Here is a 26,523-nt window from a genome sequence, read left to right on the forward strand (position 1 = left end):
AAGTTCTATGGCTAAGCCGTTGCAGTTTGTAACACCTGCGGATTGGCGTGAAAAAACACGTGCTCGCGCACCGGGCCGACGGCCACTTCGCCGATCTCCTCATAACCCTGACGTTTGTAGAATTCCAAGTAGCGCGGGTTGCCGGTGTCGAGCACCACGCCTTGCGAGGTTTCGTCCACCGCGCACCAGTTATGCACGGCGGTCAGCAACTGCTCGCCGAAGTGTTTGCCCTGAAACTGCGGATGAATCCCCAGCAGCGGCAGCATGTGCACGGAGTCGCTGGGCACGCAGGCGGCCACCGCATCGTGATATTCCAGATAGCGCCGGGTGCAGCGGAATCCGGTGCTGAGCACCATGCGCAGGCGCCATGCCCAACTTTCGGTGATGCCCAGGCGACGCTGCGGCGGCGCGATCAGGGCGATGCCGATCAGCCGGTCGTTGACCAACAGGCCGATGGCCGGCTGATCCTGCAGAAAATGCTGTTTGACCAGTTCACGCACCGTGGCCCGCACGCGCTGCTCGTAACCCGGCCGCTCGGCCTCGAACAGGTAACCGAAGGTCGGCTCGTGGCGATAGGCCTGATACAGCAGCGATCGGGCTTCGCGCGAGTAACCGCGGTCGAGCATGTGGATGTCGGCGATGGCGGTCTGGGTTTCAGGCATGACGGTGATTCTCCCTCGGGGCGCGGCTCAAATGACTGCGCTCTTGATGGTACGAACCTTTTGCGGGTGGCGCAGTTCCCCACAGGTATAGACCAAGCCGGGAGCTTCATCGACCGGGCGGGCCTCTTCGCGAGCAAGCTCGCTCCCACATTTGGAATGCATACCCCTGTGGGAGCGGGCTTGCTCGCGAATAGGCCGGTTCAGACAACATCTATCTGGCAGGCAAAAATGATTTCTCCCACCCCACACTGGCCCCCATCCCACATGTCAGCTAGCATCGCCCTTTTGCCAGGACTGCCGACCATGAAGATTGTTTCCTTCAACATCAACGGACTGCGCGCCCGTCCGCATCAGCTGGCAGCGCTGATCGAAAAGCATCAGCCGGACGTGATCGGCCTGCAGGAAACCAAGGTTCACGACGACCAGTTCCCGCTGGAAGAAGTGCGTGCGCTGGGCTACCACGTTTATTTCCACGGTCAGAAAGGCCATTACGGCGTCGCCCTGCTTTCGCGCAAAGAACCGCTTGCGATCCACAAAGGCTTCGCCAGCGATGAAGAAGACGCACAGCGCCGCTTTATCTGGGGCACCTTCGCCGACGCCAATGGCGTGCCGGTGACCATCATGAATGGCTACTTCCCGCAAGGCGAAAGCCGCGACCACCCGACCAAATTCCCGGCCAAGCAACGCTTTTACAGCGACCTGCAAACCCTGCTGGAAAGCCAGTTTCACAACGAGCAGCCGCTGGTGGTGATGGGTGATGTGAACATTTCCCCGGAAGACTGCGACATCGGCATCGGCCCGGACAACATGAAGCGCTGGCTGAAAACCGGCAAATGCAGCTTCCTGCCGGAAGAGCGCGAGTGGATGGCCCGCCTGAAAAACTGGGGCCTGACCGACAGCTATCGTCACCTGAACCCGGACGTGACCGACATGTTCAGCTGGTTCGACTATCGCAGCCGTGGTTTTGAAGACGAACCGAAACGCGGGCTGCGGATCGACGTGATCCTCGCGTCCCATGGTTTGCTGCCAAGGGTCAAGGATGCGGGCGTGGACTATGAGCTGCGCGGGATGGAAAAGCCGTCGGATCATGCGCCGATCTGGCTTGAGTTGAGCTGATTCACAACGCTTCTCCCTGTAGGAGTGAGCCTGTGGTGAGGGGATTTATCCCCGATGGGCTGCGAAGCGGCCCCAGTCGTCTCTAATAGATCGAAATGAAGATTTTGGGTCGGCTTCGCCAACCATCGGGGATAAATCCCCTCACCACAGGCTCACTCCTACATTGGATCACTGTCATGTTTTGGTCATGCGCCTGACTTAATCTCCCCGGCAATCCCCTTGGCTTGATTCGGTGCCGGCATGATCCTGCGTGTTCTGTTCGCTTTTCTGTCGAGTGCATGGCTGACGGTCAGTGCCGCCACCCTGCCCATCCCTGAAAACGGACCGGCATTGCGCATTCAGGGTTCCAACACCATTGGCGCCGACCTTGGCCCGGCGTTGGTTGAAGGCTTTCTGCAGGACCAGGGCCTGCTGAAAATTCACCGCGAGAACCCCGTCGCCGCCAACGAACAACACATCGTCGGCCAGACCGCCCAAGGCAAACGGGTGGTGATTGAAGTCGCCGCCCACGGTTCCAGCACCGGTTTCACTGCACTGAAAAGCGCCAGTGCCGACCTCGCCGCCTCCTCCCGACCGATCAAGGACAGCGAACTGCTCAGCCTGCAAGCGCTCGGCGATCTGAAAAGCGCCGCCGCCGAGCAGGTGATTGCCATCGACGGCCTGGCGATCATCCTTCACCCAGGCAACCCACTGCAGCAACTGGACACAGAGCAACTGGCGCGGGTCTTCAGCGGTGAGGTGAAAACCTGGGAAGACCTCGGCGGTCGCGGCGGCGCGATTCATTTATATGCGCGGGATGATCAGTCCGGCACTTACGACACGTTCAAGGAACTGGTGCTGGGTCGGCGTGGGAAAAGTCTGAGTTCCAGTGCGAAACGCTTCGAATCCAGCGAGCAATTGTCCGACGCGGTGAGCAGTGATCCGCAGGGTATCGGTTTCATCGGTCTGCCTTATGTGCGCCAGGCCAAAGCCGTGGCGATTGCCGACGGCGCATCGCAATCGATGTTGCCGCTCAACAGCCTGATTGCCACTGAGGACTATCCGCTGTCGCGGCGCCTGTTCTTTTATCTGCCGCCCGGCAACCAGAATCCGTGGGCATCGGCACTGGTGGCGTTTGCGCAAAGCCCACAGGGCCAGAAGATTGTCGCGGTCAATGGTTTCATCAGCCAGACCGTGCGTGCCATGACCGTCACGCCGAATGCGCTGATGCCCGAGGGTTATCAATCCCTCAGCCGTCACGCCCAGCGTCTGACGGTGAACTTCCGCTTTGAGGAAGGCAGCGCGAATCTGGACAACAAGGCACGGCAGGATCTGGCGCGCGTGCTCGACTATATAAAGCGCCACGACAAGACCGAGCGTGCGGTGACGCTGGTGGGGTTTGGCGACGAGAAAGACGACCCGGCACGGGCCGACCTGCTGTCGAAGCTGCGGGCGATGGCGGTGCGCCGCGAGTTGGTGAAAAACGGCGTGGTGCTGCGCGAGGTACGCGGGTTTGGCGCGCAGATGCCGGTGGCGGCGAACAGTGCGGATGAAGGCAGGATCAAGAATCGGCGGGTTGAGGTTTGGGTGTACTGAATCTGATGCAGGTGTGCTGGATGCATGGGCCCCTTCGCGAGCAAGCCCGCTCCCACTTTTGATCGCATGCTTCCAGTCGGGATGCGGTCGAATGTGGGAGCGGGCTTGCTCGCGAAGCTGGCGACGCGGTCTTAATGACCGCTGCGCAACATTTCCTTCGGCACATACTTGCCGATCTCGAACTTGCCGATCGCCGCGCGGTGCACTTCGTCCGGGCCGTCGGCCAGGCGCAGGGTGCGCTGCATGGCGTACATGTAGGCCAGCGGAAAATCATTCGAGACCCCGGCTCCGCCGTGAATCTGGATCGCCCGGTCGATCACCCGCAGCGCCACGTTCGGCGCGACGACCTTGATCTGCGCGATCTCGCTCTTCGCCACTTTGTTGCCGACGGTGTCCATCATGTACGCCGCTTTCAGGGTCAGCAGACGGGCCATGTCGATTTCCATCCGCGAGTCAGCGATCTTGTCGACATTACCGCCCAGACGCGCCAACGGCTTGCCGAACGCGGTGCGGCTCACCGAGCGTTTGCACATCAATTCCAGCGCACGTTCAGCCATGCCGATCGACCGCATGCAGTGGTGAATCCGCCCCGGGCCAAGGCGACCCTGAGCAATTTCAAAGCCGCGCCCTTCACCGAGCAGAACGTTTTCGTACGGCACCCGCACGTTGTCGAACAGCACTTCGGCGTGACCGTGCGGTGCATCGTCGTAACCGAAGACTGGCAGCGGACGGACGATTTTCACCCCGGGGGTGTCGACCGGCACGAGGATCATCGAGTGCTGCGCATGACGCGGCGCGTCGGGATTGCTCAGGCCCATGAAGATCAGAATCTTGCAGCGCGGATCGCAGGCGCCGGAAGTCCACCATTTCTTGCCGTTGATCACCCATTCATCGCCATCACGCACGGCGCGGGCGGCCATGTTGGTGGCGTCGGACGAGGCCACGTCAGGCTCGGTCATGGCAAACGCCGAGCGGATCTCGCCGCGCAGCAGCGGTTCGAGCCAGCGCTGTTTCTGTTCTTCATTGGCGTAGCGCACCAGCACTTCCATGTTGCCGGTGTCCGGCGCCGAGCAGTTGAACGGCTCCGGCCCCAACAGCGAACGGCCCATGATTTCCGCCAGCGGTGCGTATTCGAGGTTGGTCAGGCCGGCGCCGAGTTCCGACTCAGGCAGGAACAGATTCCACAGACCTTCGGCCTTGGCCTTGGCCTTGAGCTCTTCCATGATCGCGGTCGGCTGCCAGCGATCACCCTCGGCAACCTGGCGTTCGAACACGGCTTCGGCCGGGTAAACGTAAGTGTCCATGAACGCGGTCACGCGCTCACGCAGTTCTTGCACCTTGGGCGAATAAGCGAAATCCATGAGCAATTACCTTCTATGGGCAGAGGTTGTTCAGATCATGCAATCGATGCTAGAACAGCGCTGATAATTTACCTAGCCTATTCTCGGCGTGTATAAACATTCATCACCGATATATGATCCGCTGATCGTCAGCCCCTAGAACAAGAGAAACCGCGTTATGAATCTGAGTAAGGTCGACCTCAACCTTTTCATCGTCTTCGACGCGATTTACACCGAAGCCAACCTGACCCGCGCCGGGCAGATTGTCGGGATTACCCAGCCGGCGGTGTCCAACGCGCTGGCGCGGTTGCGCGAGACCTTCAACGATCCGCTGTTCGTGCGCACCGCCCAGGGCATGGTGCCGACGCCGATGGCGCAGAACATCATCGGCCCGGTGCGCAACGCGCTGTCGCTGCTGCGGGTGTCAGTGCAGGAGAGCCGGATTTTCAACCCGGCGCAGGCGGTGAAGACTTACCGCATCAGCATGACCGACCTCACTGAGGCGGTGATTCTGCCGCCGCTGTTCCAGCGTTTGCGGCGTCTGGCGCCGACGGTGATCATTGAAAGTTTCCTGTCCAAACGCCGCGAAACCACCAAGGAACTGGCGGCCGGACGCCTGGATTTTGCCGTCGATGCCCCGCTCAACACCGACCCGCAGGTGCGCCACGTCAAGCTGATGGAAGACCGTTACCTCTGTGCAATGCGCAAGGGTCATCCGCTGGCGGGCAAGGAGAAACTGTCGCTGGATGACTATCTGTCGCTGACCCACATCCATATCTCCAGTCGCCGCAGCGGGCTGGGCTATGTGGATCTGGCGCTGGGCAAAATGGGCATTCAGCGCAAGATCGCCCTGCGCTCGCAGCATTATCTGATGGCGTCGCAGGTCATGCAGCAGACCGACATGGTGATGACGGTACCCGAGCGCTTTGCCCGGCGTAACGACTTGCATGCGTTCAACCTGCCGGTCAACGACGTGCCGCCGCTGGAGACTCACCTGTACTGGCATGAAAGCACCGACCAGGACCCGGCCAATCGCTGGATGCGCGAGCAGATCATCGAGTTGTGCCAGCAGGTGGCGGCGCAGGAGAAGAAGCTGGACAAGGTGTAAGGCCGGCTACCGCGTTATCGTTCTTCGCGAGCAAGCTCGCTCCCACATGGTCTTGTGCACGCCACTGATCCTGTGGGAGCGAGCTTGCTCGCGAAGAGGCCGGCACTGACAGCAACGATCCTTCCTGCTTGACGTAAACGTCAACTCGCCATTAGCTTAGCGCCAAGACCTTTTTCCGAGCGCTTTCATGAGCAGCCAGACCTACAGCATTTCCGACCTCGCCCGCGAGCTGGACATCACCACCCGGGCGATCCGCTTTTATGAAGAACAAGGCCTGCTCAGCCCTGAGCGCCGTGGCCAGGAACGCATCTACTCACCCCGTGACAAGGTCAGCCTGAAGCTGATCCTGCGCGGCAAGCGCATCGGTTTCTCGCTGGCCGAATGCCGTGAGCTGATCGAGCTCTATGACCCGTCCAGCGGTAACACCAAACAGCTCAACAGCATGCTGGCAAAAATCGGCGAGCGCCGCGAACAGCTCGAGCAGCAGTTGCTCGACATCGAACAGATGAAGCTGGAACTCGACACCGCTGAAGAACGCTGCGTGCAGGCGTTGGAGCAGACGCTGAAGAGCCAGCAGATAGCGCAGTAATCAGCCACAACTCATTCCCTGTGGGAGCGGGCTTGCTCGCGAAGGCGGAGTGTCAGGCGACAAATTTTGTATCTGATACACCGCCTTCGCGAGCAAGCCCGCTCCCACAGGGACCTCATGTAATTCCGAAAATGAGCAGGTCAACCCATGTCCCTCCCCTCCCAAGTACGCCTGATAGAAGTCGGCCCGCGCGATGGCCTGCAGAACGAAGCCCAACCGATCAGCGTGGCTGACAAGGTGCAACTGGTCGACGCCCTGAGCGCCGCCGGCCTTGGTTATATCGAAGTCGGCAGTTTTGTCTCGCCGAAATGGGTGCCGCAGATGGCCGGATCCGCCGAAGTGTTTGCGCAGATCCAGCGCAAACCCGGCGTGACCTACGGCGCACTGGCGCCGAACCTGCGCGGTTTTGAAGATGCACTGGCGGCCGGTGTGAAAGAAGTCGCGGTGTTCGCTGCGGCGTCCGAGGCGTTCTCGCAGCGCAACATCAATTGCTCGATCAGCGAAAGCCTGGCGCGCTTCGCACCGATCATGGAGGCCGCGAAACAGCACGGCGTTACCGTGCGCGGTTACGTGTCCTGCGTGCTCGGCTGCCCTTACGAAGGCGAAGTGGCGCCGGAACAAGTGGCGATGGTCGCGCGTGAGTTGTATGCGATGGGCTGCTACGAAGTGTCCCTCGGCGACACCATCGGCACCGGCACCGCCGGCGCGACCCGGCGGCTGTTCGAAGTGGTGTCGGCGCAAGTGCCACGGGAAAAACTCGCCGGGCACTTCCACGACACCTACGGCCAGGCGATGGCCAACATCTATGCCAGCCTGCTGGAAGGCATCGCGGTGTTCGACAGCTCTATCGCCGGCCTCGGCGGCTGCCCGTACGCCAAAGGCGCGAGCGGTAACGTCGCCACCGAAGACGTGGTGTACCTGCTCAATGGTCTGGGCATCGAGACCGGCATCGACCTGGACGCCCTGATTGCGGCGGGTCAACAGATCAGCGCGGTGCTCGGTCGCCCGAGCGGTTCGCGTGTGGCCAAGGCCCGTAACGCCCAGTGAGGGCGAAGGTGTTACCGCTGTGTCGGAAACGTGGGCGTGGTCGAGTAACACGGAAACAAATTGTCTGGTTTGCCCAGAAGGAAAAATCCTTCAAAAATCTCAAATCATTGATTTGAAAGGATTTTAAAAAGTTGGCACGGCTTCTGCTATCTCTATGGCATAACAAGAATAAAAAGCAGCAAACCAATAAAAATAAGACGTACCGACTCTGACATAACAAAAACAACACGGCAGAGACGCAGCTAACAGATTTTTTTGGAGAAGGTGTGCTTTTCAGGGTGCTCTCAGGAGTGACCCGCAACCGGGCAGAGAACAATAAAACTACCTTCAGGTAGCTCCCGAATCGGTTGGATCGTTTAACGAGAAAGCAGATCAGCGCTCAAAAAAATACGTTTGCTCTTGACCCCGGATGGGGGTCGCCAAAAACAGCGGTAAAGGGCCACGGTTGCCAAAAACAACAACAGACCGCCCCTCAATAATAAAAAAGAGCACGCGACGACAAAATTAAAGGGGAGCTTCGGCTCCCCTTTGTGCTTTCTGTGATCCGAGAAACACTCTCTCTCCATTGTGGGAGCGAGCTTGCTCGCGAATGCGGTGTATCAGATACAAATTTGTCGCCTGACACTCCACATTCGCGAGCAAGCTCGCTCCCACAGTGTTTGTGTTCACCGCTCGACTGTTTTCAACTCCTCGATACTGATCTCGCGCATCCTGAATTTCTGGATCTTGCCCGTCACCGTCATCGGGAACTCTTCGACGAACTTGAAGTAACGCGGCGTCTTGAAGTGCGCGATGCGTTCCTTGCACCACGCTTGCAGCTCTTGTTCGGTGGCATGGTGGCCGGGATGGAACTTGATCCAGGCGACAATCTCCTCGCCGTAACGCGAGCAGGGAATGCCGATCACTTGTACGTCCGCCACCGCCGGGTGGGTGAAGAAAAACTCTTCCAGCTCACGCGGGTAAATATTCTCGCCACCGCGAATGATCATGTCCTTGTTACGCCCGGCGATGTTCACGTAACCCTCATCGTTCATGCTCGCCAGATCGCCGGTGTGCATCCAGCCCGCCTCGTCGATGGCTTCGGCCGTGGCTTGCGGGTTGCTCCAGTAACCGAGCATCACACTGTAACCGCGGGTGCACAGCTCACCGATGGTGCCGCGCGGCACCAGGTTGCCCGCCTCGTCGATGATTTTGCTTTCCAGTTGCGGCTGGGTGCGGCCGACGGTGGTGACGCGCAGTTCCAGCTCATCGTTCGGCCCGGTCTGCAGCGACACCGGACTGGTCTCGGTCATGCCGTAGGCGATCTGCACTTCGCTCATGTGCATCTCGCTGATGACCCGACGCATGACTTCGATCGGGCACGTGGCGCCGGCCATGATCCCGGTGCGCAGGCTCGACAGATCGAACACGGCGCGCTGCGGCTGATCGAGCATGGCAATGAACATGGTCGGCACGCCATAGAGGCCGGTGGCTTGTTCTTCGGCGACGGTTTGCAGGGTCAGTAACGGGTCGAACGCGTCGTTGGGGTAGATCATGGTGCTGGCGTGGGTGATGCAGCCGAGGTTGCCCATGACCATGCCGAAGCAGTGATACAGCGGCACGGGGATCACCAGGCGGTCGCTCGGGGTCAGGCCGATGCTTTCGCCGACCATGTAACCGTTGTTGAGGATGTTGTAGTGACTGAGGGTCGCGCCCTTGGGGAAACCGGTGGTGCCGGAGGTGTACTGGATATTCACCGGTTGATCGAAGTGCAGACTGTCGCTGCGTTCACGCAGTTGTTCGGGCGAAACACTGCTCGCCAGATCGGCCAGTTGCGACCACGGCAGGAAGCCCGCCGGTGGCTGTGTGTCGAGACTGATCACCCCGCGCAAATCCGGCAAACGTTCGCTGCACAAATGGCCGATGGATTGCTCTGCGAGTTCCGGTACCAGCCCTTGCAGCATGGCGTGGTAGTTGGAGGACTTGAAAGCGCCGGCGCACACCAGCCACTGGCAACCGGACTGCTTGAGCACGTATTCCAGTTCGGAGCTGCGGTAGGCCGGGTTGATGTTGACCAGGATCACGCCGAGCTTCGCCGTGGCGATTTGCGTGATGCACCACTGTGCACAGTTCGGCGCCCAGATACCGAGCCGATCTCCCGCCTGCAAACCCAGCGCCAGCAAGGCTCTGGCGTGCAGGTCGACGCTATCGGCCAGTTGCTGCCAGGTATAACGCAACTGCTGATGCCTTACGACCAGCGCCTCGCCGTACGGGTGTTGCGCGACAGTCTGATCGAACTTCTGCCCGATGGTCATCGCCAGCAAGGCTTTGTCCTGGGAGCCTCGGGTATAGCTGCGCTGCGGGTTTGCACTGGGTTGATCCATGATGACCCCTATTGTCTTTATTAGTGGGTTTACCGGAGCTCACTTTTTTGCGGGTGGCCTTGTGGTGAGGGGATTCATCCCCGATGGTGTGCGAAGCGCACCCTCAGTTTTTCCTGCTGAACCGCATTCACAGGTTTTGGGTCGGCTTCGCCAACCATCGGGGATGAATCCCCTCACCACAAAGGATCATTTCCACAAAAGTCTGTCCGCTTTCAATCCTGAACTGCCCCTACTCTCGCTCAAGTTGACGTTAACGTAAAGGGTGATTGACAGCCATTCGTCACAGGCTTACGTTAACGTAAAGGTGAGAGCCGTTCGACCGCCCTCCCCACCCTACAAAAAAGCCAAAAGGTGACCCATGAGCTACCCATCCCTGAACTTCGCCCTCGGTGAAACCATCGACATGCTGCGCGATCAGGTTCAGTCCTTCGTCGCCGATCAGATCGCCCCACGCGCCGCGCAGATCGACCGCGACAACCTGTTCCCGGCTGACATGTGGCGCAAATTCGGTGACATGGGCCTGCTCGGCATCACCGTGCCGGAAGAGTACGGCGGTGCGGGTCTGGGTTACCTGGCGCACGTGGTGGCGATGGAAGAAATCAGCCGCGGCTCGGCTTCCGTGGCGCTGTCCTACGGCGCGCACTCCAATCTCTGCGTCAACCAGATCAACCGCAACGGCAACCACGAACAGAAATCCAAATACCTGCCGAAACTGATCAGCGGCGAACACGTTGGTGCACTCGCCATGAGCGAGCCGAACGCCGGTTCCGATGTGGTCTCGATGAAACTGCGCGCCGACAAACGCGGCGACCGCTTCGTACTCAACGGCAGCAAGACCTGGATCACCAACGGCCCTGACGCCAACACCTACGTGATCTACGCCAAGACCGACCTGGAAAAAGGCCCGCACGGCATCACCGCGTTCATCGTCGAACGCGACTGGAAAGGCTTCAGCCGCAGCAACAAGTTCGACAAGCTCGGCATGCGCGGTTCCAACACCTGCGAGCTGTTCTTCGATGACGTCGAAGTGCCGGAAGAAAACATCCTCGGTGTGCTCAACGGTGGCGTGAAAGTGCTGATGAGTGGCCTCGATTATGAACGCGTGGTGCTGTCCGGCGGCCCGACCGGGATCATGCAGTCGTGCATGGACCTGATCGTGCCGTACATCCACGATCGCAAGCAGTTCGGCCAGAGCATCGGCGAATTCCAGCTGATCCAGGGCAAAGTCGCCGACATGTACACCCAGCTCAACGCCAGCCGCGCCTACCTGTATGCAGTCGCTCAGGCCTGCGAGCGTGGCGAAACCACGCGCAAGGACGCCGCCGGGGTGATCCTCTACACCGCCGAGCGCGCCACGCAAATGGCCCTCGACGCGATCCAGATTCTTGGCGGCAACGGCTACATCAACGAATTCCCGGCCGGACGTCTGCTGCGTGACGCCAAGCTGTACGAAATCGGCGCCGGCACCAGTGAGATCCGGCGCATGCTGATCGGCCGCGAACTGTTCAACGAAACCCGCTAAAACGGAGCTGCACATGGCTATCCTGCATACCCAGCTCAATCCCCGCTCAGCGGAGTTCGCCGCCAACAGTGCAGCGATGCTTGAACAGGTCGACGCGCTGCACACCCTGCTCGCCCAAGTGGCGCAGGGCGGCGGCGCGAAAGCCCAGGAACGTCACACCTCGCGAGGCAAGTTGCTCCCGCGCGAACGCATCAACCGTCTGCTCGATCCGGGCTCGCCGTTTCTCGAGATCAGCCAGCTCGCCGCCCACGCCGTGTATGGCGAAGACGTGCCAGCCGCCGGGGTGATTGCCGGGATCGGCCGGGTCGAAGGCGTCGAGTGCATGATCGTCGCCAACGACGCGACGGTGAAAGGTGGCTCGTACTACCCGCTGACCGTGAAAAAACACCTGCGCGCGCAGACCATCGCCCAGCAGAACCGCCTGCCGTGCATCTATCTGGTGGACTCGGGCGGCGCCAACCTGCCGCGTCAGGACGAGGTGTTCCCGGATCGCGAGCACTTTGGCCGGATCTTCTTCAACCAGGCCAACATGAGCGCCATGGGCATTCCGCAGATCGCCGTGGTCATGGGCTCCTGCACCGCGGGCGGCGCGTATGTACCGGCGATGGCTGACGAAGCGATCATGGTGCGCAATCAGGCAACAATCTTCCTCGCCGGCCCACCGCTGGTGAAAGCCGCGACCGGTGAAGTCGTCAGCGCTGAAGACCTCGGCGGTGCCGATGTGCACTGCAAGATTTCCGGCGTGGCCGACCATTACGCCGAGAGCGACGAACACGCCCTCGCCCTCGCCCGCCGCAGCGTCGCCAACCTCAACTGGCGCAAGCTCGGCGAAGTGCAGCAGCGCACGCCGATTGCGCCGCTGTACGCCAGCGACGAGTTATATGGCGTGGTTTCGGCCGACGCCAAACAGCCATTCGACGTGCGCGAAGTGATTGCGCGGCTGGTCGACGGTTCGGTGTTCGATGAGTTCAAGGCGCTGTTCGGCACCACCCTGGTCTGCGGTTTTGCGCACCTGCATGGCTACCCGATCGCGATCCTCGCCAACAACGGCATCCTCTTCGCCGAAGCCGCGCAAAAAGGCGCGCACTTCATCGAACTGGCCTGCCAGCGCGGCATTCCGCTGCTGTTCCTGCAGAACATCACCGGGTTCATGGTCGGCCAGAAATATGAGGCCGGCGGCATCGCCAAGCACGGCGCGAAACTGGTGACCGCCGTGGCCTGCGCCAAAGTGCCGAAATTCACCGTGATCATCGGCGGCAGCTTCGGCGCCGGTAACTACGGCATGTGCGGCCGCGCTTACGATCCGCGCTTCCTGTGGATGTGGCCGAATGCGCGCATCGGCGTGATGGGTGCCGAGCAGGCGGCGGGCGTGCTGGCGCAGGTCAAGCGCGAGCAGGCCGAACGCAGCGGCCAAGCCTTCAGCGCCGCGCAGGAAGCCGAGATCAAGCAACCGATCCTCGACCAGTACGAAGAGCAGGGTCACCCCTACTACTCCAGCGCACGCCTGTGGGACGACGGCGTCATCGACCCGGCGCAGACCCGCGACTTGCTGGGCCTGGCTTTGTCCGCGTCGTTGAACGCACCTATCGAACCGAGCCGCTTCGGCGTGTTCCGGATGTGATGCTTTTTTGTGGGAGCGGGCTTGCTCGCGAAAGCGGTGTATCAGTCGACGTATCCGCAACTGACAGACCGTCTTCGCGAGCAAGCCCGCTCCCACAGAAACCGTGGAGACGGAAGAATATGAGCGACTTTAACACCCTCGAACTGCACAACGACTCACGGGGTTTCGCCACCCTGTGGCTCAACCGCGCGGAGAAAAACAACGCGTTCAACGCCGAAATGATCCGCGAACTGATTCTGGCGCTGGACAAGGTTGCCAGCGACGCCAGCCTGCGTTTCCTGTTGGTGCGCGGGCGTGGCAAGCATTTCAGCGCCGGCGCCGATCTGGCGTGGATGCAGCAATCGGCCGAACTCGATTACCACACCAACCTGGACGATGCCCGCGAACTGGCGGAGCTGATGTACAACCTCGCCAAGCTGAAAATCCCGACCGTGGCCGTGGTGCAGGGCGCGGCGTTCGGCGGCGCGCTGGGGCTGATCAGTTGCTGCGACATGGCAATCGGCGCCGATGACGCGCAATTCTGTCTGTCGGAAGTGCGCATCGGCCTGGCACCGGCGGTGATCAGTCCGTTCGTGGTGCAGGCCATCGGCGAACGTGCCGCGCGTCGTTATGCGCTGACTGCCGAGCGCTTCGGCGGGCAGCGTGCGCGAGAAATCGGTTTGTTGTCCGAGAGCTATCCGGCTGCCGAGCTTGATCAAGCCGTCGAACAATGGATCGACAACCTGCTGCTCAACAGTCCGGCCGCGATGCGCGCCAGCAAGGATCTGTTGCGCGAAGTCGGTAACGGCGCGCTGACCCCGGCGCTGCGCCGCTACACCGAAAACGCCATCGCGCGCATCCGCGTCAGCCCTGAAGGCCAGGAAGGCTTGCGCGCCTTTCTGCAAAAACGTGCACCTAGCTGGCAAGCCGCAACCACCCCCAAGGAGCCGCGTTGATGAGCGCACCTGTTCTCACCACCCTGCTGGTGGCCAACCGCGGCGAGATCGCTTGCCGGGTCATGCGTACCGCCAAGGCGCTTGGCCTGACCACCGTCGCCGTGCACAGCGCCACCGACCGCGAAGCGCGGCACAGCCGCGAAGCGGATATCCGCGTTGATCTCGGGGGCAGCAAAGCCGCCGACAGTTATCTGCAAATCGACAAGCTGATCGCGGCGGCCAAGGCCAGCGGCGCGCAGGCGATTCACCCGGGGTACGGTTTCCTGTCGGAGAATGCCGGCTTCGCCCGTGCCATTGAACAGGCCGGGCTGATTTTCCTCGGCCCGCCCGCTTCGGCCATCGACGCGATGGGCAGCAAATCCGCAGCCAAGGCGCTGATGGAAACCGCCGGTGTGCCGCTGGTGCCGGGCTATCACGGCGAGGCGCAGGATCTCGAAACCTTCCGCGATGCCTGCGCACGCATTGGCTATCCGGTGCTGCTCAAGGCCACGGCCGGTGGCGGCGGCAAAGGTATGAAAGTGGTTGAGGACGTCAGCCAACTGGCCGAAGCGCTGGCCTCGGCGCAGCGTGAGGCGCAGTCGTCGTTCGGCGATTCGCGGATGCTGGTGGAGAAATACCTGCTCAAACCACGCCATGTGGAAATTCAGGTGTTCGCCGATCAGCATGGCAACTGCCTGTACCTCAACGAGCGTGATTGCTCGATCCAGCGCCGGCACCAGAAGGTCGTCGAAGAAGCCCCGGCACCGGGCCTGACCCCGGAACTGCGCCGGGCCATGGGCGAAGCGGCCGTGCGTTCGGCGCAGGCGATCGGTTACGTCGGTGCCGGCACCGTGGAATTTCTGCTCGATGCGCGCGGCGAATTCTTCTTCATGGAGATGAACACGCGCTTGCAGGTCGAGCACCCGGTCACCGAAGCGATCACTGGCCTCGATCTGGTGGCGTGGCAGATTCGTGTGGCGCGCGGTGAAGCGCTGCCGATCACCCAGGATCAGGTGCCGCTCAATGGCCATGCGATTGAAGTGCGGCTGTATGCCGAAGATCCGTCGAATGATTTCCTGCCCGCCACCGGGCGTCTGGAGCTTTACCGCGAATCGGCCGCCGGACCGGGGCGTCGGGTGGACAGCGGGGTTGCAGAAGGCGATGAAATTTCGCCGTTCTATGACCCGATGCTCGGCAAGCTGATCGCCTGGGGCGAAGATCGCGAACAGGCGCGCCTACGGCTGTTGAGCATGCTTGATGAGTTCGCGATTGGCGGCTTGAAGACCAACATCAACTTTTTGCGGCGGATCATCGCGCATCCCGCGTTTGCCGCCGCGGAGCTGGATACCGGGTTTATTCCGCGTTATCAGGAAACGCTGCTGCCGGCTCCGGTTGAACTGAGTGATGGGTTCTGGAATACGGCAGCGCAGGCTTTCGCGCAGAGTTTGCCGGGTACTGTTCGGGCGGATGATCCGGAGTCGCCGTGGGCCTTGAACAGTGGTTTGCGCGCCGGTCTGCCGGCAGAAGTCACCTTGCATTTGAGCTGCGAGGGCCAGGATCGGGCGCTGACGCTGAATAGCTCAGGCAACGCCACACTGTCCGGTGAAGCACTGGTGGTCGAGCACGATGGCGTACGCCGTGTCCTGCGGGCAATTCGCCAGGGCGATTCGCTGTACCTGCAATGGGACGGCGAGTTGCGGCGCATTCAGGCGTATGACCCGATCAGCGCCGTCGACGCCAGCCACAGCCATCAGGGCGGTCTGACTGCGCCCATGAACGGTAGCATCGTGCGGGTGTTGGTGGAGGCCGGGCAATCGATCGAGGCCGGTGCGCAACTGGTGGTGCTGGAGGCGATGAAGATGGAGCACAGCATTCGCGCGCCCCATGCGGGAGTGATCAAAGCGCTGTATTGCCAGGAAGGCGAAATGGTCGGCGAAGGCAGCGCTTTGGTGGAACTGGAAGCCGAGTAAATGGGAGATCGATCCTACGCCGAGCGAGGATCGATCTGACTAGAAACGCGCCGTGGCCTGAACCACCACGCCGATGATTCGACACTCATCGGTGAACAGGGCTTTGGGCCAGGTCGGATTGAGCGGTACCAGATAACGCTGGCCGCCCTCTTCGTCGAGCTTGCGAAAGATCGCTTCATCGCAGCCCTGCCACTGGGCGATCACCAGTTTGCCGGGCAGCGCCTCCACCTCCGGGTCCACCAAGATCAGCATGCCTTCGGCGATGCTCTGACCTGAAGGTGCGGTCATCGAGTTTCCCGTCACGGTCAGCCAGAACGCTGCGCCACGGGCGTGATAATCCGTCAGTTCGAAGCGCTGCTTGTCATGTGACGGGGCGTAAGCGGCGGTTGCACTCTCACGCGATTCGCACGGCGTGTGCCAATCGCTGACCGGATAGCGGAAATACGGGTTGTACTTCTGCGCCAGCGGCATCTCGTCATCGTCGGTCTCCTGCGGTTCGCGAATCACCAGCACCACTTCCAGGAAGTCCATCCCGAGTGCCTGCAATACGCGATTCATTTCCGTAATGCCCGGTTCGCGACGTTTGTTCAGCCAATGGCCGATCCCGCCCTGGGACATGCCGACGCGCTCTCCGAGCTCTGTTTGAGTGATTTTGAGTTCACTCATTTTGGCCTTGACCAACTCAATCCATTTATCCATGTGCGGCACCTTACTTGCCCCGCCTTCGGCCGGCAAAACACATATTGTAGTATTTAAATTCTGGTCACAACTACGCATCGTACTATGCTGGAAGCACTCACTTTCAATCGAACAAGGAGTGACCCTTCACCATGAATATCAGCAGCAAAGACTTGCCCGATCTGCAAATGGACACCACGTTCACCTCCCCTCAAGGCAATGCAGCAGCGCAGCGAGCACTGGACTATTACTTGAAACCAGCTGTGTCAGAACCCGAGATAGATGAACGTTTTTTTGATGTGAAACGCCATCTCAGCGGCGAAGAGGCCCTCGTGCACGCGTCGGATCTGTTGCGCTGCGCAGCCGCCACCGCCTTCAAGGCAGCCGAAAACCTGCAGGGCGCGAGCCGCGACCTGGCATTTTCGGTGGTGCATATGGTGGATATGGCGCGAGCGATGGTCGACCATTCAATTGATGGCGAACAGCTCTAACGGACACGGGAAGCGGACGGACGGGAAAGAGTTTTCCAATCGCGCAGATAAAAACATTTGACTTGCAAATGATAATGATTATTATTGCAAGCAACTGGTCGCGAGATCAGTCGATGGACCAGGGACCTTAGGTCGGTCTTCTGGACTATCTCCTCATCAGGCTAATCACGGTTTTTGACCCGGCTTTTTGCCGGGTCTTTTTTTGCCCGTTTTTCGGGCTTATGGCTTCAGGCTAATGAAGTCTTTGGGTGCTGCAAATTCGATGGCGCGGATAATATCAAAAGAATATCGCTTGGCAAGCAAAGCCCGGCCAGATTGGGGCAAACTAATGACAATTAGCACTTGAGAATCAATCGCACAGTCTCTAAGCTGCTTGCGCGTCACGGAAGACGCCCCCCACCGCAACCCGCAATTTCCCTCGGTTTCACCCCAGTCTTGCGTGTAAAGTAGCCGCCATAAAAATCATATTCAGGAACCGATTATGACCGTGGCCAAATCTTCGTTCGACATCAGCGCCAACTTCGACAGCGGCAACATTCAAGTCATCGACATCTCCAATCCGCTCAACCCGGTTCTGGCCATTCGCCCGGATACCCGCAGCGCGCATTTTCAGTGGTTCCACTTCAAGGCCAGCGGCCTGCATGTTCATCAGGAACACTGGTTTCGCCTGGTCAACGCCAGTCAATCCTCTTACAACAAGGCCTGGACTGGCTATCAGGCCGTCGCCTCCTACGATCACGTCAACTGGTTCCGCATTCCCACCAGTTTCGAAGGCGACAGCCTGCGCTTTTGCCTCGAAGCCGAGCAGACTCACGCCTGGTTCGCCTACTTCGAACCCTACAGCCGAGGTCGTCACGACTGGCTGATCGAGCAAGCGCTGACCAAGGCCGGCACCGAACTGCTGGCCACCGGGAAAAGCGTCGAGGGTCGTGATATTCAACTGCTGCGCAAGGGCAGCGGCGCCGAAGGCCAGCGCAAAATCTGGATCATCGCGCAACAGCACCCGGGCGAACACATGGCCGAATGGTTCATGGAAGGCGTGATCGAGCGCCTGGAACGCCACGACGATCCGATGCTGAACAAGCTGCTCGCCAGCGCCGATCTGTATCTGGTACCGAACATGAACCCGGACGGCGCCTTCCACGGGCATTTGCGTACCAACGCCATGGGCCAGGACCTGAACCGCGCTTGGCAGAGCGCCAGTCAGGACATCAGCCCAGAGGTACTTTTCGTACAACAGCAGATGGAAAAGTACGGCGTCGATCTATTCCTCGACGTACACGGTGACGAGGAAATCCCCCACGTGTTCACCGCCGGTTGTGAAGGCAACCCGGGTTACACACCGCGCATCGAGAAGCTCGAAGAGCATTTCCGCACGCACCTCAAGCACACCACGAAAGACTTCCAGACCAAATATGGCTACACCCGCGACGAACCGGGTCAGGCCAACATGACCCTGGCCTGCAACGCGGTCGGCCAGAAATACGACTGCCTGTCGCTGACCCTTGAAATGCCGTTCAAGGATCACGATGACCATCCGAACAAAGAAACGGGCTGGTCGGGCAAGCGCTCGAAACAGTTGGGCAAGGACGTGCTGACCACGATCGCAGACATGATCGACACTCTGCGCTGATCCTTCCCCCGCTCTACCCAAAGATCGCAGCTATGCCTGCGATCTTTTTTTTGCGCAATCACACGCCATGACCAACAAGGTTGCAAATTAAAACCAGAGTGCCTACCTTGATTATGGTTTTAATTTGAAACCCAAAAAGGAATCAGGGCATGCAACCTCAACCTCTCAAAAGCAGCGTGGTGCTGCTGTTTGCCGTCGCCTGCGGACTGGCGGTGGGCAACGTGTATTACGCGCAGCCGCTGCTGGACGCCATGGCCGAAGCCTTCGCCATGTCACCGGCCACCATCGGCATCGTCATTACCCTGACGCAGATCGGCTATGGCATCGGTCTGGTGTTGCTGGTGCCACTTGGCGACCTGCTCAACCGTCGGCGGCTGATCGTCACCCAGACCCTGCTCTCGGCCGCCGCGCTGTTGATGATCGCGCTGGCGCCCAGCAGCGTATGGTTGCTGCTCGGCATGACCCTGACCGGTTTGCTCGCGGTGGTGACGCAAATGCTGGTGGCCTACGCCGCGACCCTGGCGATCCCGGCGCAACGCGGCCGGGTGGTCGGCGTCGTCACCAGCGGCATCGTCGTCGGCATTCTGCTCGCGCGCACCATTGCCGGGGCCATGGCTGATCTGGCGGGTTGGCGCGCGATCTATCTGCTGTCTGCGGGTCTGACGCTGCTCATGGCGCTGCTGCTGTTGCGCGTCTTGCCCAAGAATGAAGCCGCGCAGCCCGCGAGCCGTTACGGCGCGCTGATCGCTTCGGTGTTCAGCCTGTTCGGGCAAGAGCCGGTGCTGCGGCAACGGGCGATTCTCGCGCTGCTGACCTTCGCCAGCGCCATGGTGTTGTGGACGCCGATGGTGCTGCCGCTGGCTGCCCCGCCACTGTCGCTGTCGCACAGTGAAATCGGCCTGTTCGGGTTGGCAGGTGCCGCCGGTGCACTTGCCGCCGCGCGCGCCGGGCATCTGGCTGATCGCGGCCTGGGCCAATGGGTCAGTGGCCTGTCGCTGCTGCTGATGCTCGCCTCGTGGCTGCCGATCGCCCTCACCCAGTCCTCGCTGTGGGCGCTGTTGCTCGGCGTGATCACCCTCGATCTGGGCTTGCAGGCCGTGCACGTCACCAGCCAGAGCATGATCTACAGCGTGCGCCCTGAAGCGCAAAGCCGCCTCACCGCCGGCTACATGCTGTTCTATTCGATCGGCAGTGCATTGGGTTCGATTACCTCGACGGCGATGTACGCCTGGGCCGGCTGGACCGGCGTGTGTCTGCTTGGCGCCGTTATCAACGCATTGGCGCTGGGTTATTGGTGGCTGACCCTGAGAAGTGGCGCACCGCAGCGGTGCGCCACACAAGCGGGTTAATCGCGATCGCGACCGCGCAACATGCTGTCGAGCACCTCGTCGCGGCGCACCCAACCGTGGAACAGCGCCGCCGCCAGGTGCAACAGCACCGTCAGGAACAACAGGTACGCCAGATAGCCATGCGCCTTGCGCAGCAGGGCAAACACTTGCGCATCGGCCGGCAGGATCGACGGCAATTGCAGGGTATTGCTCAGCATCACCGGCTCCCCCGACGCACTGATCATCGCCCAACCGAGCACCGGCAGCACCAGCATCAACGCGTACAACAACACATGCGAAGCCTTGGCCGCCATCACCTGCCAACCCGGCAGATCCGCCGGCAGCGGCGGCTGTCGGGTAGAAAACCGTACCAACAGGCGCACAACCACCAGCAGCAGAATCGCGATCCCCAGCGGTTTATGCAGATGAATCAGCCATTCATGCCGCTGTGAAACCGAAGTGACCATGCCGGCGCCAATGAACAACATGGCGATGATCATCAGCGCCATCAGCCAGTGCAGCAGCCGCGCCAACAGCGCGAAATGAGTCGGTTGCGTGCTCATGGGCGAGCCTCCTGACGGGCGGCGGGCAATTGGCTGACTTCGCTGGTTCGCCGCAGATAGGAATCGGCGTAACCGGCGGAACGCGCGGCGAGCAGCGGGTCGTCGGAGCCTTCGATACCAGCCGGCAGCACCAGCGGATCGTAGTTGATGTCGCGGCATTCGCCGCTGAGCTGCGGCTGAGTCTTCTCCAGCACCAGCGTGCCGGCGTTGATCACCTTGCGGCCTTCGGGCCAGGTTTTGCTGGCATCGTTCACCGGATCACCGGGGTTGGCCAGGGTGATATTCAGCTGCCAGCGCAACGGCCCTTCGGCCAGACGCTGCACCAGATCCTTCTCGAGAAAATCCGCACCCTCCGGCGCCGCTGCGCCAGCGGCATCACGCGCCAGTGGCGTGACACTCCAGCGCACCGCCTGCTTATGCCCACTGGCGTTGACCAGATAGAACGCATTCACGCTGTTGTAGGTTTCAGTGGCATAGCTGGCCGACGGTTTGGCGGTCTTCACCCACGTCAGAAACGGCACGGCTTCCGGGTGCGCGGCAAAGAATGCCGGCACTTTCGACGGATCCGGTTTACCCGTGGCCGGATCCGGCGACTGCGCCTGCTGCAACTGATAGAACGCCTCGGGGGTGCCAACCGGGAACACCGGCATGCTGTTCATCCCGGTGCGCCATTGCTGACCGTTGGCCTGGGTGAAACGCAGCGCCAGGCTGCGGATCGGCACGCTGCTGTCCGGGGCGTAGGGATTCCCCGCCGGCAATGCGAAACGCCCGACCACCGGGGTTTGCGCCTCGTTGAACACCTGCGCCGAAGAAAACGCCCGCGCCTCGCCACTGCTCTCGAAATGCCCGATCACGCACACGCCCTTGGCGTGGTTGCGCCGGAACCCGGGATGCACGCCGTTGTTTTTCTCCAGCACATCGACCAGCGCCTTGGGCGTCAGACGTTGTGGGTCAAGGTTACCGTGCACGTAGGCAAACGCTCCGGCCACTGCGGCAACCACCACGGCAATCGCCGTCAGGCGCAACACTGTGCTCGCGGCACTCAAGGGCGGGCGCGACGGCCTGCCCGGCGGTGAAGTGCGATCAACCATGAATAACTCCAGGGCCATCGGCCACAAGTAGGAAGAATCAGCAAGACGCGCCCCAGCGGGATTTATTCCATGGCCCGGTATTTATTTTTCCGAACGTGGAATAACCTCGAACGGCAGACGTCTCCCTAGTCCACAGCGTAGTGACTAGCAGAAATTCATGAGCGAATTCGACGAACAGTTGAGAGAAATCATTCCCAGATTGCGCCGCTTTGCCGTGTCACTGACCCGCAACAGCAGCAGCGCCGACGATCTGGTGCAGGCCAGCCTCGAGCGGGCCCTGTCCGGCTGGGGTGCGAAACGCGCCGAGGGTGATGTGCGCGCGTGGCTGTTCGCGATTCTCTATCGGCAATTTCTCGACGCCCATCGGCGCTCGCGTCGTTATGCGCGGATGCTCGAATTCTTCACCGGTCGCGACGACGCCGAACCCTCGGTCGAGCGCACCGTGATCGCCCAATCGACCCTGCAAGCCTTCGATCGCCTGCCCACCGAACAACGCGCGCTGTTGCTGATGGTCTCGGTCGAAGGCCTGAGCTACAAGGAAGTCGCCGAAATCCTCGACATCCCCACAGGCACCGTGATGTCGCGCCTGTCCCGCGCCCGCCAGGCCTTGCGCCAACTCAGCGATGGCGAAATCAGCAGCCCTTCTTTGCGGATACTCAAATGATCAGCATGCCCCCCAGCGAGCGCGACCTGCACGCGTACGTCGATCACCAACTCAACGAAGCCGACCGCCGTCTGGTCGACACCTGGCTGGCCACGCACCCGGAAGCCGCCGCGCAGGTGCGCGCCTGGCAGCACGACGCCCAGTTGTTGCGTGCAGCACTGGGCGGTGCCTTGCAGCAACCGGCCAATCCGGAACTCGATCCGGCGCTGATTCGCCAGCGCCTCAAGCGTCAGTCGCGACGTCATCTGGCCAGCGCGGCGGTGTTGCTGATCGCGGTCGGCATCGGCGGTTTCAGTGGCTGGCAGGCGCGGGAAATGACCCTCGTGCGCTCTTCCACGCTACCCATGACCGATGCCTTGCAAGCCTATCGATTGATTGCCCAGCAAGGAATTCTGCCGGCGGACTACAAGGTTGCCAGTGACGGCGACATGCAGCATTGGCTCGACCGCTATTTCACCCGGGCCAGTCGCTTGCCGGATCTGAAATCCGCCGGCTTCGAGCCGGTCAGCGGTCGTCTGCTCAGCACCGATGAAGGCCCGGCGGCGATGGTGGTGTATGAGGATCGCAGCGGCCACAAGGTCAGTTTCTATGTGCGACCACCGGGGCCGAAGAACACCTTCCTGCCACGCGGCAGTCGCAGCGACGGCGATCTGCAGGCCGATTACTGGTCCGGTGGCGGGTACAACTATGCGATGGTCAGCCCGACGGATTCGCCGGCGGTGCAGCAATTGAGGCAGTCACTGCCATTGTGAAAACTGCGCCAATCCCCCTGTGGGAGCGGGCTTGCTCGCGAAAGCGGTAGATCAGCCACCATCATTGCTGAATGACACACCGTATTCGCGAGCAAGCCCGCTCCCACAGGGGTCATCGTATGAGTCAGAACCCTACGTCGAGCACCACATTGTCCAGGTAAGTCCCCGCCGGCGGTGTGGTCTGATCGGTGTAGATCTTCGCGTTGTAGTTGAAGATCTGACTTCCGGTGCCCAGACCATTTCCTGGATTGACCTCGGCGTCAGTGCTCGACCGGCGCGCGCTGCCGACACTGCCCCAACGGGTGGTGCCAGCGCTTTTGAAGATGTCGTAGGCCAGATAATTACTTCCGGAAATCATCCGCCGCCGACCGCCGACACTGACCGGGTTCTGTCCGTCGCTCAAACCGACGGTGTAAGCACTGCCCTTGGTGCAGGCCAGATTGATGGTCTGCCCGGTCACCGGGGTAAAGGCACTGATTACCGGCGCACTACCAAAGGCAATGTTCGGCGCAGTAATCGTGCAGTCGTTGGACACGGTCAGGTTCACGGTCAACGTCGCGGTACCGCTATTGATGTCGCGCCCCAGACAAACACTGCCGATACCGATCCCGGAGCAGTAATTCCAGTTCCAGAAAATGCTCAGGGTTTCCGTATAAACCCCGGCGGCGACGTTACTGCCAATGGTCGTGCCCAGATACAGCGGCACGGTTTTCGGGGTGGTGCCGTTGAGCAATCCCAAGGCATCGATGATGCCGTTGCGGGCGAAGTCGAAGGCGGTGCCACGGGTGACCGGGTAGCTGGTGCTGTTGTTGGCGTAGATCGTGTAGCCGATGACGTCACCGGTCGGCCCGAGCAAGCCGCTCTGGGTCGAGGTAATGGTGGCGTAGAAATGGTCGTTGCTGGTCAGCAATGACAACAGCGAACCGGTACAACTCAAGCCTGCATTGAGTGTGGAACTGGGCTGCGTCGTGGTGCGCACGGCAATCGAACTGATCGAACCGAACGCCGCCGGCGTGGTGCTGACCACCGAACACAAGGCCTGCGCCATCCCCGGCAGCAGCAACGCCAGACACAGGCAGATCCGCGCCGCGCTCATTGGCACACCAACGGGCCGATCAGCGGCACCTGGCTTTGCTGCATGTCCACGGCGAATTGCGCCTTGCAGGTCTTGCCGTCGGCCAGCGTCACCTGCAACGAGTTTTGCGCCTGGAGGTTTTCCAGATAGACCAAGCCGTCCCAGCCGACCACCGTGCGCGCGCCACTCTGCTCATGAAGCACACCCGCACCCAATGGCAGCTCGCGTTGCTGCGCATCCACCAGCACGATGCTCGCGGCGATTACCCGGGTCAGTGGAAATTCCAGCAAATAGCCGCTGCCACGGCGCACGGCGATGCGTTGTTCGACGTTGGGGCTGCGTACGTTGGCCGGCAGATTCAGCGGATCGATTTCGTATTTGCCGCGGTAGTACGCGCTGCTCCACGGCACCAGCAAGTGGCCGTTTTTATCGGTTTGACCGACCTGCTGGTTTTCGTAGCGCACCGGAATGTCGGCGAAACCATCGGTGCTGACCACCACAAACGCGTCGTCGATGCGATTGGCGGCGAACACCTGGCGGTCCATCCACACCAGCGAGCCACTGGCATCGGCCCAACGGGTCTCGGCGTCTGAGGTGCCGTAAACCCCGGCCTGCAACTGCACCGATTGCAGACGCCAGGTCACATCAGCCTGACGATAATCGGGGCCATCACCCTTGGCATACCCCAGATTGAAACCGACCCCGCCCTCGGTCGGCACCGAACGACTGTAATTGACCCGCTGCTGACTCTGCCCGGTCTTGCTGCGCTCGCTGCTGATCGCCAGGCTGCCGCGCAGATCGAACGGGATCACCAGTTGCGCTTGCACCGCCCAGTGGCTGTCGCCGATCTCGCGGTTGGCCGACAGATAGAAGCTGCTGTTGCGCCATAGCGGTTTGCTCCAGCTCAGGTTGAGCAGACGCGTGCGCGAATCGTCCGCCGCGCGCACATCGAAATAACCGGCACCGAGGCTGCCCCAGCGCTCAAGGTTGACGCTCAGGGTCGCCTGCTCGCTGCGCCGGCTGAGGCTGATATACGGGCTGTCGATCACGCTGAGGTCGGCGTACTGATCGCGGCGTTGCAGGCGCTGCCAGGAAAAACTGTAGCGCTGGCTGCTGTACTGATAACCGAGACTCAACTGCTCGCCGCCGTCGCCGTCGAATCGGCTCTGACTGATGGCGCTGTTGAGTACGCCGAAATTGCCCAGACGCCAATTGCCGCCGATCCCGCCGAGGGTCAGCGAGTCAGCCGCTTCGGCGTGGCTTTCCAGGGTGAAGCTGTCGCTGACACCGTAGCGCAGGCTGCCGGAGGTCACGCCAGGGCCATAGCTGAAGTCCTTCAAACCGTAATCGCGGCGCAACGTACCGGCCGCCACCGAGAAATCACTCAGGCCTTTTTGCAGCAGACTGCTGGTGACATAGAACGGCACCGTGGTCGACACCTGCCTCCCCAGCGCATCGGTGGTCACCACGACGGCCTCACCGGCGCCGTTGATGAAGGGAATGTTGGTCAGGGTATACGGACCCGGTTGCAGGTCGGTGCTGCTCGACTTGTAGCCGTTGATGAACAGATCCACCGACGACGGCACCGCGGCCTCACCGGCGAACTGCGGCAACGGATAGGTGACCAGATCCGGACGCACGGCAAAGTCCCGCGAGAACTGCACACCGCCCAGACGCACCGAGTTGCTCCACGGCAAGGCGCCGCTGATCACGTCCCCGCCCTCGTAGGTGAGCATTCGCTCGTCGTCGGAGTAACGCCAGGTGGTGTCGTAGCGCAGGTAGCCGTTGTCCAGTGTGCTGACCGAATCGCCGGACAAGGTGCGCCGGTACTGCCCGGTGTTGGACAACGTGCCCCAGCTATCGAACAGCCGCACCTCGTTCCACGCCGCCAGATAAGTGCCGGCATCGTCGGTGTCGTTGAGGTACAGGTCATAGTTGAACAACGCGCCGAAACTGCTCAGCGCCGGGGTGCGCGGATAGTTCTCGCGATTACCGATGAACTGATCCGGCAGCCACTGCGGTGGCACCACCAGCAGCAGGCGCTGGCCGACACTGTCGTATTCGCTGTGCAGTCCAGGCAGGCCGTCGAGATCAACTTCAGCACCAGGATTGCCCGGCAATTTCATCCCGGTTTCAGCCAATACGCTGGCCGGCAAAAACAGATGCCCGTCACGTTGCTGCACCGCCACCACCCGCCCGGTGTTCATCTGATTGACCACCAACTCCAGAAACAACTGTGCATCACTCACGGCCTCCATGCCGCTGGGCGGTGGCGGCAGTTCGCCGGCCTCGGATGGTTGCACGAACATCAGGCAACACGCGCCGGTCATGAGCCACAACGGACGCTGAATACGACGAGCCCATCCCGGGCTCATACACGCTTTACGTCCGTCAATGGACTCGATCCTCCTGATGCCACTC

The 26,523-nt window shown here is 61.1% G+C and carries 22 protein-coding genes and 1 pseudogene; 15 read left to right on the forward strand and 8 right to left on the reverse strand.

All coding sequences use genetic code 11. The annotated features are described in order from the left end of the window. Positions 1-11 precede the first annotated feature (11 nt). Positions 12-662 carry a GNAT family N-acetyltransferase gene (locus M0808_RS17915; RefSeq protein ID WP_007961094.1) on the reverse strand — a complete coding sequence of 217 codons (651 nt, stop codon included), beginning with the start codon at positions 660-662 and terminating at the stop codon, positions 12-14. 303 nt (positions 663-965) lie between these two features. Here M0808_RS17915 and xthA point away from each other — a divergent pair, with 303 nt between their 5' ends. Both xthA and M0808_RS17925 read left to right on the forward strand, forming a co-directional pair. Continuing rightward, complete coding sequence (gene xthA, locus M0808_RS17920) at positions 966-1,778, forward strand: exodeoxyribonuclease III (RefSeq protein WP_247842040.1); 813 nt, start codon at positions 966-968, stop codon at positions 1,776-1,778. A 240-nt stretch (positions 1,779-2,018) separates the two neighbouring features. Beyond that, the gene (locus M0808_RS17925) at positions 2,019-3,353 is read left to right on the forward strand and encodes a phosphate ABC transporter substrate-binding/OmpA family protein (protein WP_247842041.1); all 1,335 of its coding nucleotides are present in this window, start codon (positions 2,019-2,021) and stop codon (positions 3,351-3,353) included. A 131-nt stretch (positions 3,354-3,484) separates the two neighbouring features. On the opposite strand, the gene M0808_RS17930 is transcribed toward M0808_RS17925, so the two are convergent. Beyond that, positions 3,485-4,714: an acyl-CoA dehydrogenase gene (locus M0808_RS17930; protein ID WP_003223710.1), complete on the reverse strand. Its 1,230-nt coding sequence runs from the start codon at positions 4,712-4,714 to the stop codon at positions 3,485-3,487. A 157-nt stretch (positions 4,715-4,871) separates the two neighbouring features. Between M0808_RS17930 and M0808_RS17935 the strand changes: the two genes are divergently transcribed. The 3 genes from M0808_RS17935 (at position 4,872) to M0808_RS17945 (ending at position 7,437) form a co-directional block, all read left to right on the forward strand. After that, the gene (locus M0808_RS17935; RefSeq protein WP_247842042.1) at positions 4,872-5,801 is read left to right on the forward strand and encodes a LysR family transcriptional regulator; all 930 of its coding nucleotides are present in this window, start codon (positions 4,872-4,874) and stop codon (positions 5,799-5,801) included. A 187-nt stretch (positions 5,802-5,988) separates the two neighbouring features. Next, on the forward strand, positions 5,989-6,390 hold the full coding sequence (locus tag M0808_RS17940) for a MerR family DNA-binding transcriptional regulator (protein ID WP_027614625.1): 402 nt from the start codon (positions 5,989-5,991) through the stop codon (positions 6,388-6,390). A gap of 147 nt (positions 6,391-6,537) precedes the next feature. Beyond that, the gene (locus M0808_RS17945; RefSeq protein WP_027614624.1) at positions 6,538-7,437 is read left to right on the forward strand and encodes a hydroxymethylglutaryl-CoA lyase; all 900 of its coding nucleotides are present in this window, start codon (positions 6,538-6,540) and stop codon (positions 7,435-7,437) included. A 665-nt stretch (positions 7,438-8,102) separates the two neighbouring features. Here the strand turns inward: M0808_RS17945 and M0808_RS17950 are convergent. Then, entirely contained in the window at positions 8,103-9,800 is a 1,698-nt protein-coding gene (locus M0808_RS17950; RefSeq protein ID WP_247842043.1) for an AMP-binding protein, read from the reverse strand. Positions 9,801-10,158: 358 nt separating this feature from the next. Between M0808_RS17950 and M0808_RS17955 the strand changes: the two genes are divergently transcribed. The 4 genes from M0808_RS17955 to M0808_RS17970 all read left to right on the forward strand — a co-directional run bounded on the left by M0808_RS17955 (position 10,159) and on the right by M0808_RS17970 (position 15,827). Continuing rightward, positions 10,159-11,322, forward strand: a complete 1,164-nt coding sequence (locus M0808_RS17955) for an isovaleryl-CoA dehydrogenase (RefSeq protein WP_007961115.1) — start codon at positions 10,159-10,161, stop codon at positions 11,320-11,322. 13 nt (positions 11,323-11,335) lie between these two features. Then, positions 11,336-12,943: a carboxyl transferase domain-containing protein gene (locus M0808_RS17960; protein WP_247842044.1), complete on the forward strand. Its 1,608-nt coding sequence runs from the start codon at positions 11,336-11,338 to the stop codon at positions 12,941-12,943. Positions 12,944-13,062: 119 nt separating this feature from the next. After that, entirely contained in the window at positions 13,063-13,878 is an 816-nt protein-coding gene (locus M0808_RS17965; protein WP_135295414.1) for a gamma-carboxygeranoyl-CoA hydratase, read from the forward strand. Then, positions 13,878-15,827, forward strand: coding sequence for an acetyl/propionyl/methylcrotonyl-CoA carboxylase subunit alpha (locus tag M0808_RS17970; protein WP_247842045.1), 1,950 nt, complete (start codon positions 13,878-13,880; stop codon positions 15,825-15,827). Before M0808_RS17965 ends, M0808_RS17970 begins: the two co-directional genes overlap by 1 nt. A gap of 39 nt (positions 15,828-15,866) precedes the next feature. On the opposite strand, the gene M0808_RS17975 is transcribed toward M0808_RS17970, so the two are convergent. Continuing rightward, complete coding sequence (locus tag M0808_RS17975) at positions 15,867-16,526, reverse strand: XRE family transcriptional regulator (protein ID WP_027614618.1); 660 nt, start codon at positions 16,524-16,526, stop codon at positions 15,867-15,869. Between the two features lie 131 nt (positions 16,527-16,657). On the opposite strand from M0808_RS17975, the gene M0808_RS17980 reads away from it, so the two are divergent. The 3 genes from M0808_RS17980 (at position 16,658) to M0808_RS17990 (ending at position 19,978) form a co-directional block, all read left to right on the forward strand. After that, positions 16,658-16,996: a DUF3077 domain-containing protein gene (locus M0808_RS17980; RefSeq protein WP_247842046.1), complete on the forward strand. Its 339-nt coding sequence runs from the start codon at positions 16,658-16,660 to the stop codon at positions 16,994-16,996. Between the two features lie 481 nt (positions 16,997-17,477). Beyond that, entirely contained in the window at positions 17,478-18,629 is a 1,152-nt protein-coding gene (locus M0808_RS17985; protein ID WP_247842047.1) for a M14-type cytosolic carboxypeptidase, read from the forward strand. A gap of 149 nt (positions 18,630-18,778) precedes the next feature. Beyond that, on the forward strand, positions 18,779-19,978 hold the full coding sequence (locus tag M0808_RS17990) for an MFS transporter (protein ID WP_247842048.1): 1,200 nt from the start codon (positions 18,779-18,781) through the stop codon (positions 19,976-19,978). On the opposite strand, the gene M0808_RS17995 is transcribed toward M0808_RS17990, so the two are convergent. Together M0808_RS17995 and M0808_RS18000 are read right to left on the reverse strand one after the other, a co-directional pair. Continuing rightward, a complete protein-coding gene (locus M0808_RS17995) occupies positions 19,975-20,520 on the reverse strand; it encodes a cytochrome b (protein WP_003223686.1) in 546 nt (181 codons plus the stop codon). The genes M0808_RS17990 and M0808_RS17995 overlap by 4 nt on opposite strands. Then, positions 20,517-21,611, reverse strand: a complete 1,095-nt coding sequence (locus M0808_RS18000) for a catalase family peroxidase (RefSeq protein ID WP_247842049.1) — start codon at positions 21,609-21,611, stop codon at positions 20,517-20,519. The genes M0808_RS17995 and M0808_RS18000 overlap by 4 nt, the downstream gene beginning before the upstream one ends. Before the next feature lie 157 nt (positions 21,612-21,768). Between M0808_RS18000 and M0808_RS18005 the strand changes: the two genes are divergently transcribed. From M0808_RS18005 to M0808_RS28585, 3 genes and pseudogenes are all read left to right on the forward strand, one after another. Then, positions 21,769-22,275 (forward strand): sigma-70 family RNA polymerase sigma factor, encoded by a 507-nt coding sequence (locus tag M0808_RS18005; RefSeq protein WP_135295410.1) that lies wholly within the window; start codon positions 21,769-21,771, stop codon positions 22,273-22,275. Further along, positions 22,272-23,027 carry an anti-sigma factor gene (locus tag M0808_RS18010; protein ID WP_247842050.1) on the forward strand — a complete coding sequence of 252 codons (756 nt, stop codon included), beginning with the start codon at positions 22,272-22,274 and terminating at the stop codon, positions 23,025-23,027. The genes M0808_RS18005 and M0808_RS18010 overlap by 4 nt, the downstream gene beginning before the upstream one ends. 19 nt (positions 23,028-23,046) lie before the next feature. Continuing rightward, positions 23,047-23,136, forward strand: a pseudogene (locus M0808_RS28585) (metal ABC transporter ATP-binding protein); the annotation flags it as partial. A 15-nt stretch (positions 23,137-23,151) separates the two neighbouring features. Here the strand turns inward: M0808_RS28585 and M0808_RS18015 are convergent. Together M0808_RS18015 and M0808_RS18020 are read right to left on the reverse strand one after the other, a co-directional pair. Further along, positions 23,152-24,123, reverse strand: coding sequence for a spore coat U domain-containing protein (locus M0808_RS18015; protein ID WP_098968113.1), 972 nt, complete (start codon positions 24,121-24,123; stop codon positions 23,152-23,154). After that, positions 24,120-26,477 (reverse strand): fimbria/pilus outer membrane usher protein, encoded by a 2,358-nt coding sequence (locus tag M0808_RS18020; protein ID WP_247842051.1) that lies wholly within the window; start codon positions 26,475-26,477, stop codon positions 24,120-24,122. The genes M0808_RS18015 and M0808_RS18020 overlap by 4 nt, the downstream gene beginning before the upstream one ends. Positions 26,478-26,523 lie beyond the last annotated feature (46 nt).

Origin of the sequence: Pseudomonas sp. MWU12-3103b, from assembly GCF_023100615.1 — a bacterium.
Lineage (GTDB): Bacteria > Pseudomonadota > Gammaproteobacteria > Pseudomonadales > Pseudomonadaceae > Aquipseudomonas > Aquipseudomonas putida_A.

Coding starts and splice junctions, on each gene's coding strand:
- M0808_RS17915 (WP_007961094.1), bottom strand. CDS start 662: ATGCCTGAAACCCAGACCGCCATCGCCGACATCCACATGCTCGACCGC.
- xthA (WP_247842040.1), top strand. CDS start 966: ATGAAGATTGTTTCCTTCAACATCAACGGACTGCGCGCCCGTCCGCAT.
- M0808_RS17925 (WP_247842041.1), top strand. CDS start 2,019: ATGATCCTGCGTGTTCTGTTCGCTTTTCTGTCGAGTGCATGGCTGACG.
- M0808_RS17930 (WP_003223710.1), bottom strand. CDS start 4,714: ATGGATTTCGCTTATTCGCCCAAGGTGCAAGAACTGCGTGAGCGCGTG.
- M0808_RS17935 (WP_247842042.1), top strand. CDS start 4,872: ATGAATCTGAGTAAGGTCGACCTCAACCTTTTCATCGTCTTCGACGCG.
- M0808_RS17940 (WP_027614625.1), top strand. CDS start 5,989: ATGAGCAGCCAGACCTACAGCATTTCCGACCTCGCCCGCGAGCTGGAC.
- M0808_RS17945 (WP_027614624.1), top strand. CDS start 6,538: ATGTCCCTCCCCTCCCAAGTACGCCTGATAGAAGTCGGCCCGCGCGAT.
- M0808_RS17950 (WP_247842043.1), bottom strand. CDS start 9,800: ATGGATCAACCCAGTGCAAACCCGCAGCGCAGCTATACCCGAGGCTCC.
- M0808_RS17955 (WP_007961115.1), top strand. CDS start 10,159: ATGAGCTACCCATCCCTGAACTTCGCCCTCGGTGAAACCATCGACATG.
- M0808_RS17960 (WP_247842044.1), top strand. CDS start 11,336: ATGGCTATCCTGCATACCCAGCTCAATCCCCGCTCAGCGGAGTTCGCC.
- M0808_RS17965 (WP_135295414.1), top strand. CDS start 13,063: ATGAGCGACTTTAACACCCTCGAACTGCACAACGACTCACGGGGTTTC.
- M0808_RS17970 (WP_247842045.1), top strand. CDS start 13,878: ATGAGCGCACCTGTTCTCACCACCCTGCTGGTGGCCAACCGCGGCGAG.
- M0808_RS17975 (WP_027614618.1), bottom strand. CDS start 16,526: ATGGATAAATGGATTGAGTTGGTCAAGGCCAAAATGAGTGAACTCAAA.
- M0808_RS17980 (WP_247842046.1), top strand. CDS start 16,658: ATGAATATCAGCAGCAAAGACTTGCCCGATCTGCAAATGGACACCACG.
- M0808_RS17985 (WP_247842047.1), top strand. CDS start 17,478: ATGACCGTGGCCAAATCTTCGTTCGACATCAGCGCCAACTTCGACAGC.
- M0808_RS17990 (WP_247842048.1), top strand. CDS start 18,779: ATGCAACCTCAACCTCTCAAAAGCAGCGTGGTGCTGCTGTTTGCCGTC.
- M0808_RS17995 (WP_003223686.1), bottom strand. CDS start 20,520: ATGAGCACGCAACCGACTCATTTCGCGCTGTTGGCGCGGCTGCTGCAC.
- M0808_RS18000 (WP_247842049.1), bottom strand. CDS start 21,611: ATGGTTGATCGCACTTCACCGCCGGGCAGGCCGTCGCGCCCGCCCTTG.
- M0808_RS18005 (WP_135295410.1), top strand. CDS start 21,769: ATGAGCGAATTCGACGAACAGTTGAGAGAAATCATTCCCAGATTGCGC.
- M0808_RS18010 (WP_247842050.1), top strand. CDS start 22,272: ATGATCAGCATGCCCCCCAGCGAGCGCGACCTGCACGCGTACGTCGAT.
- M0808_RS18015 (WP_098968113.1), bottom strand. CDS start 24,123: ATGAGCGCGGCGCGGATCTGCCTGTGTCTGGCGTTGCTGCTGCCGGGG.
- M0808_RS18020 (WP_247842051.1), bottom strand. CDS start 26,477: ATGAGCCCGGGATGGGCTCGTCGTATTCAGCGTCCGTTGTGGCTCATG.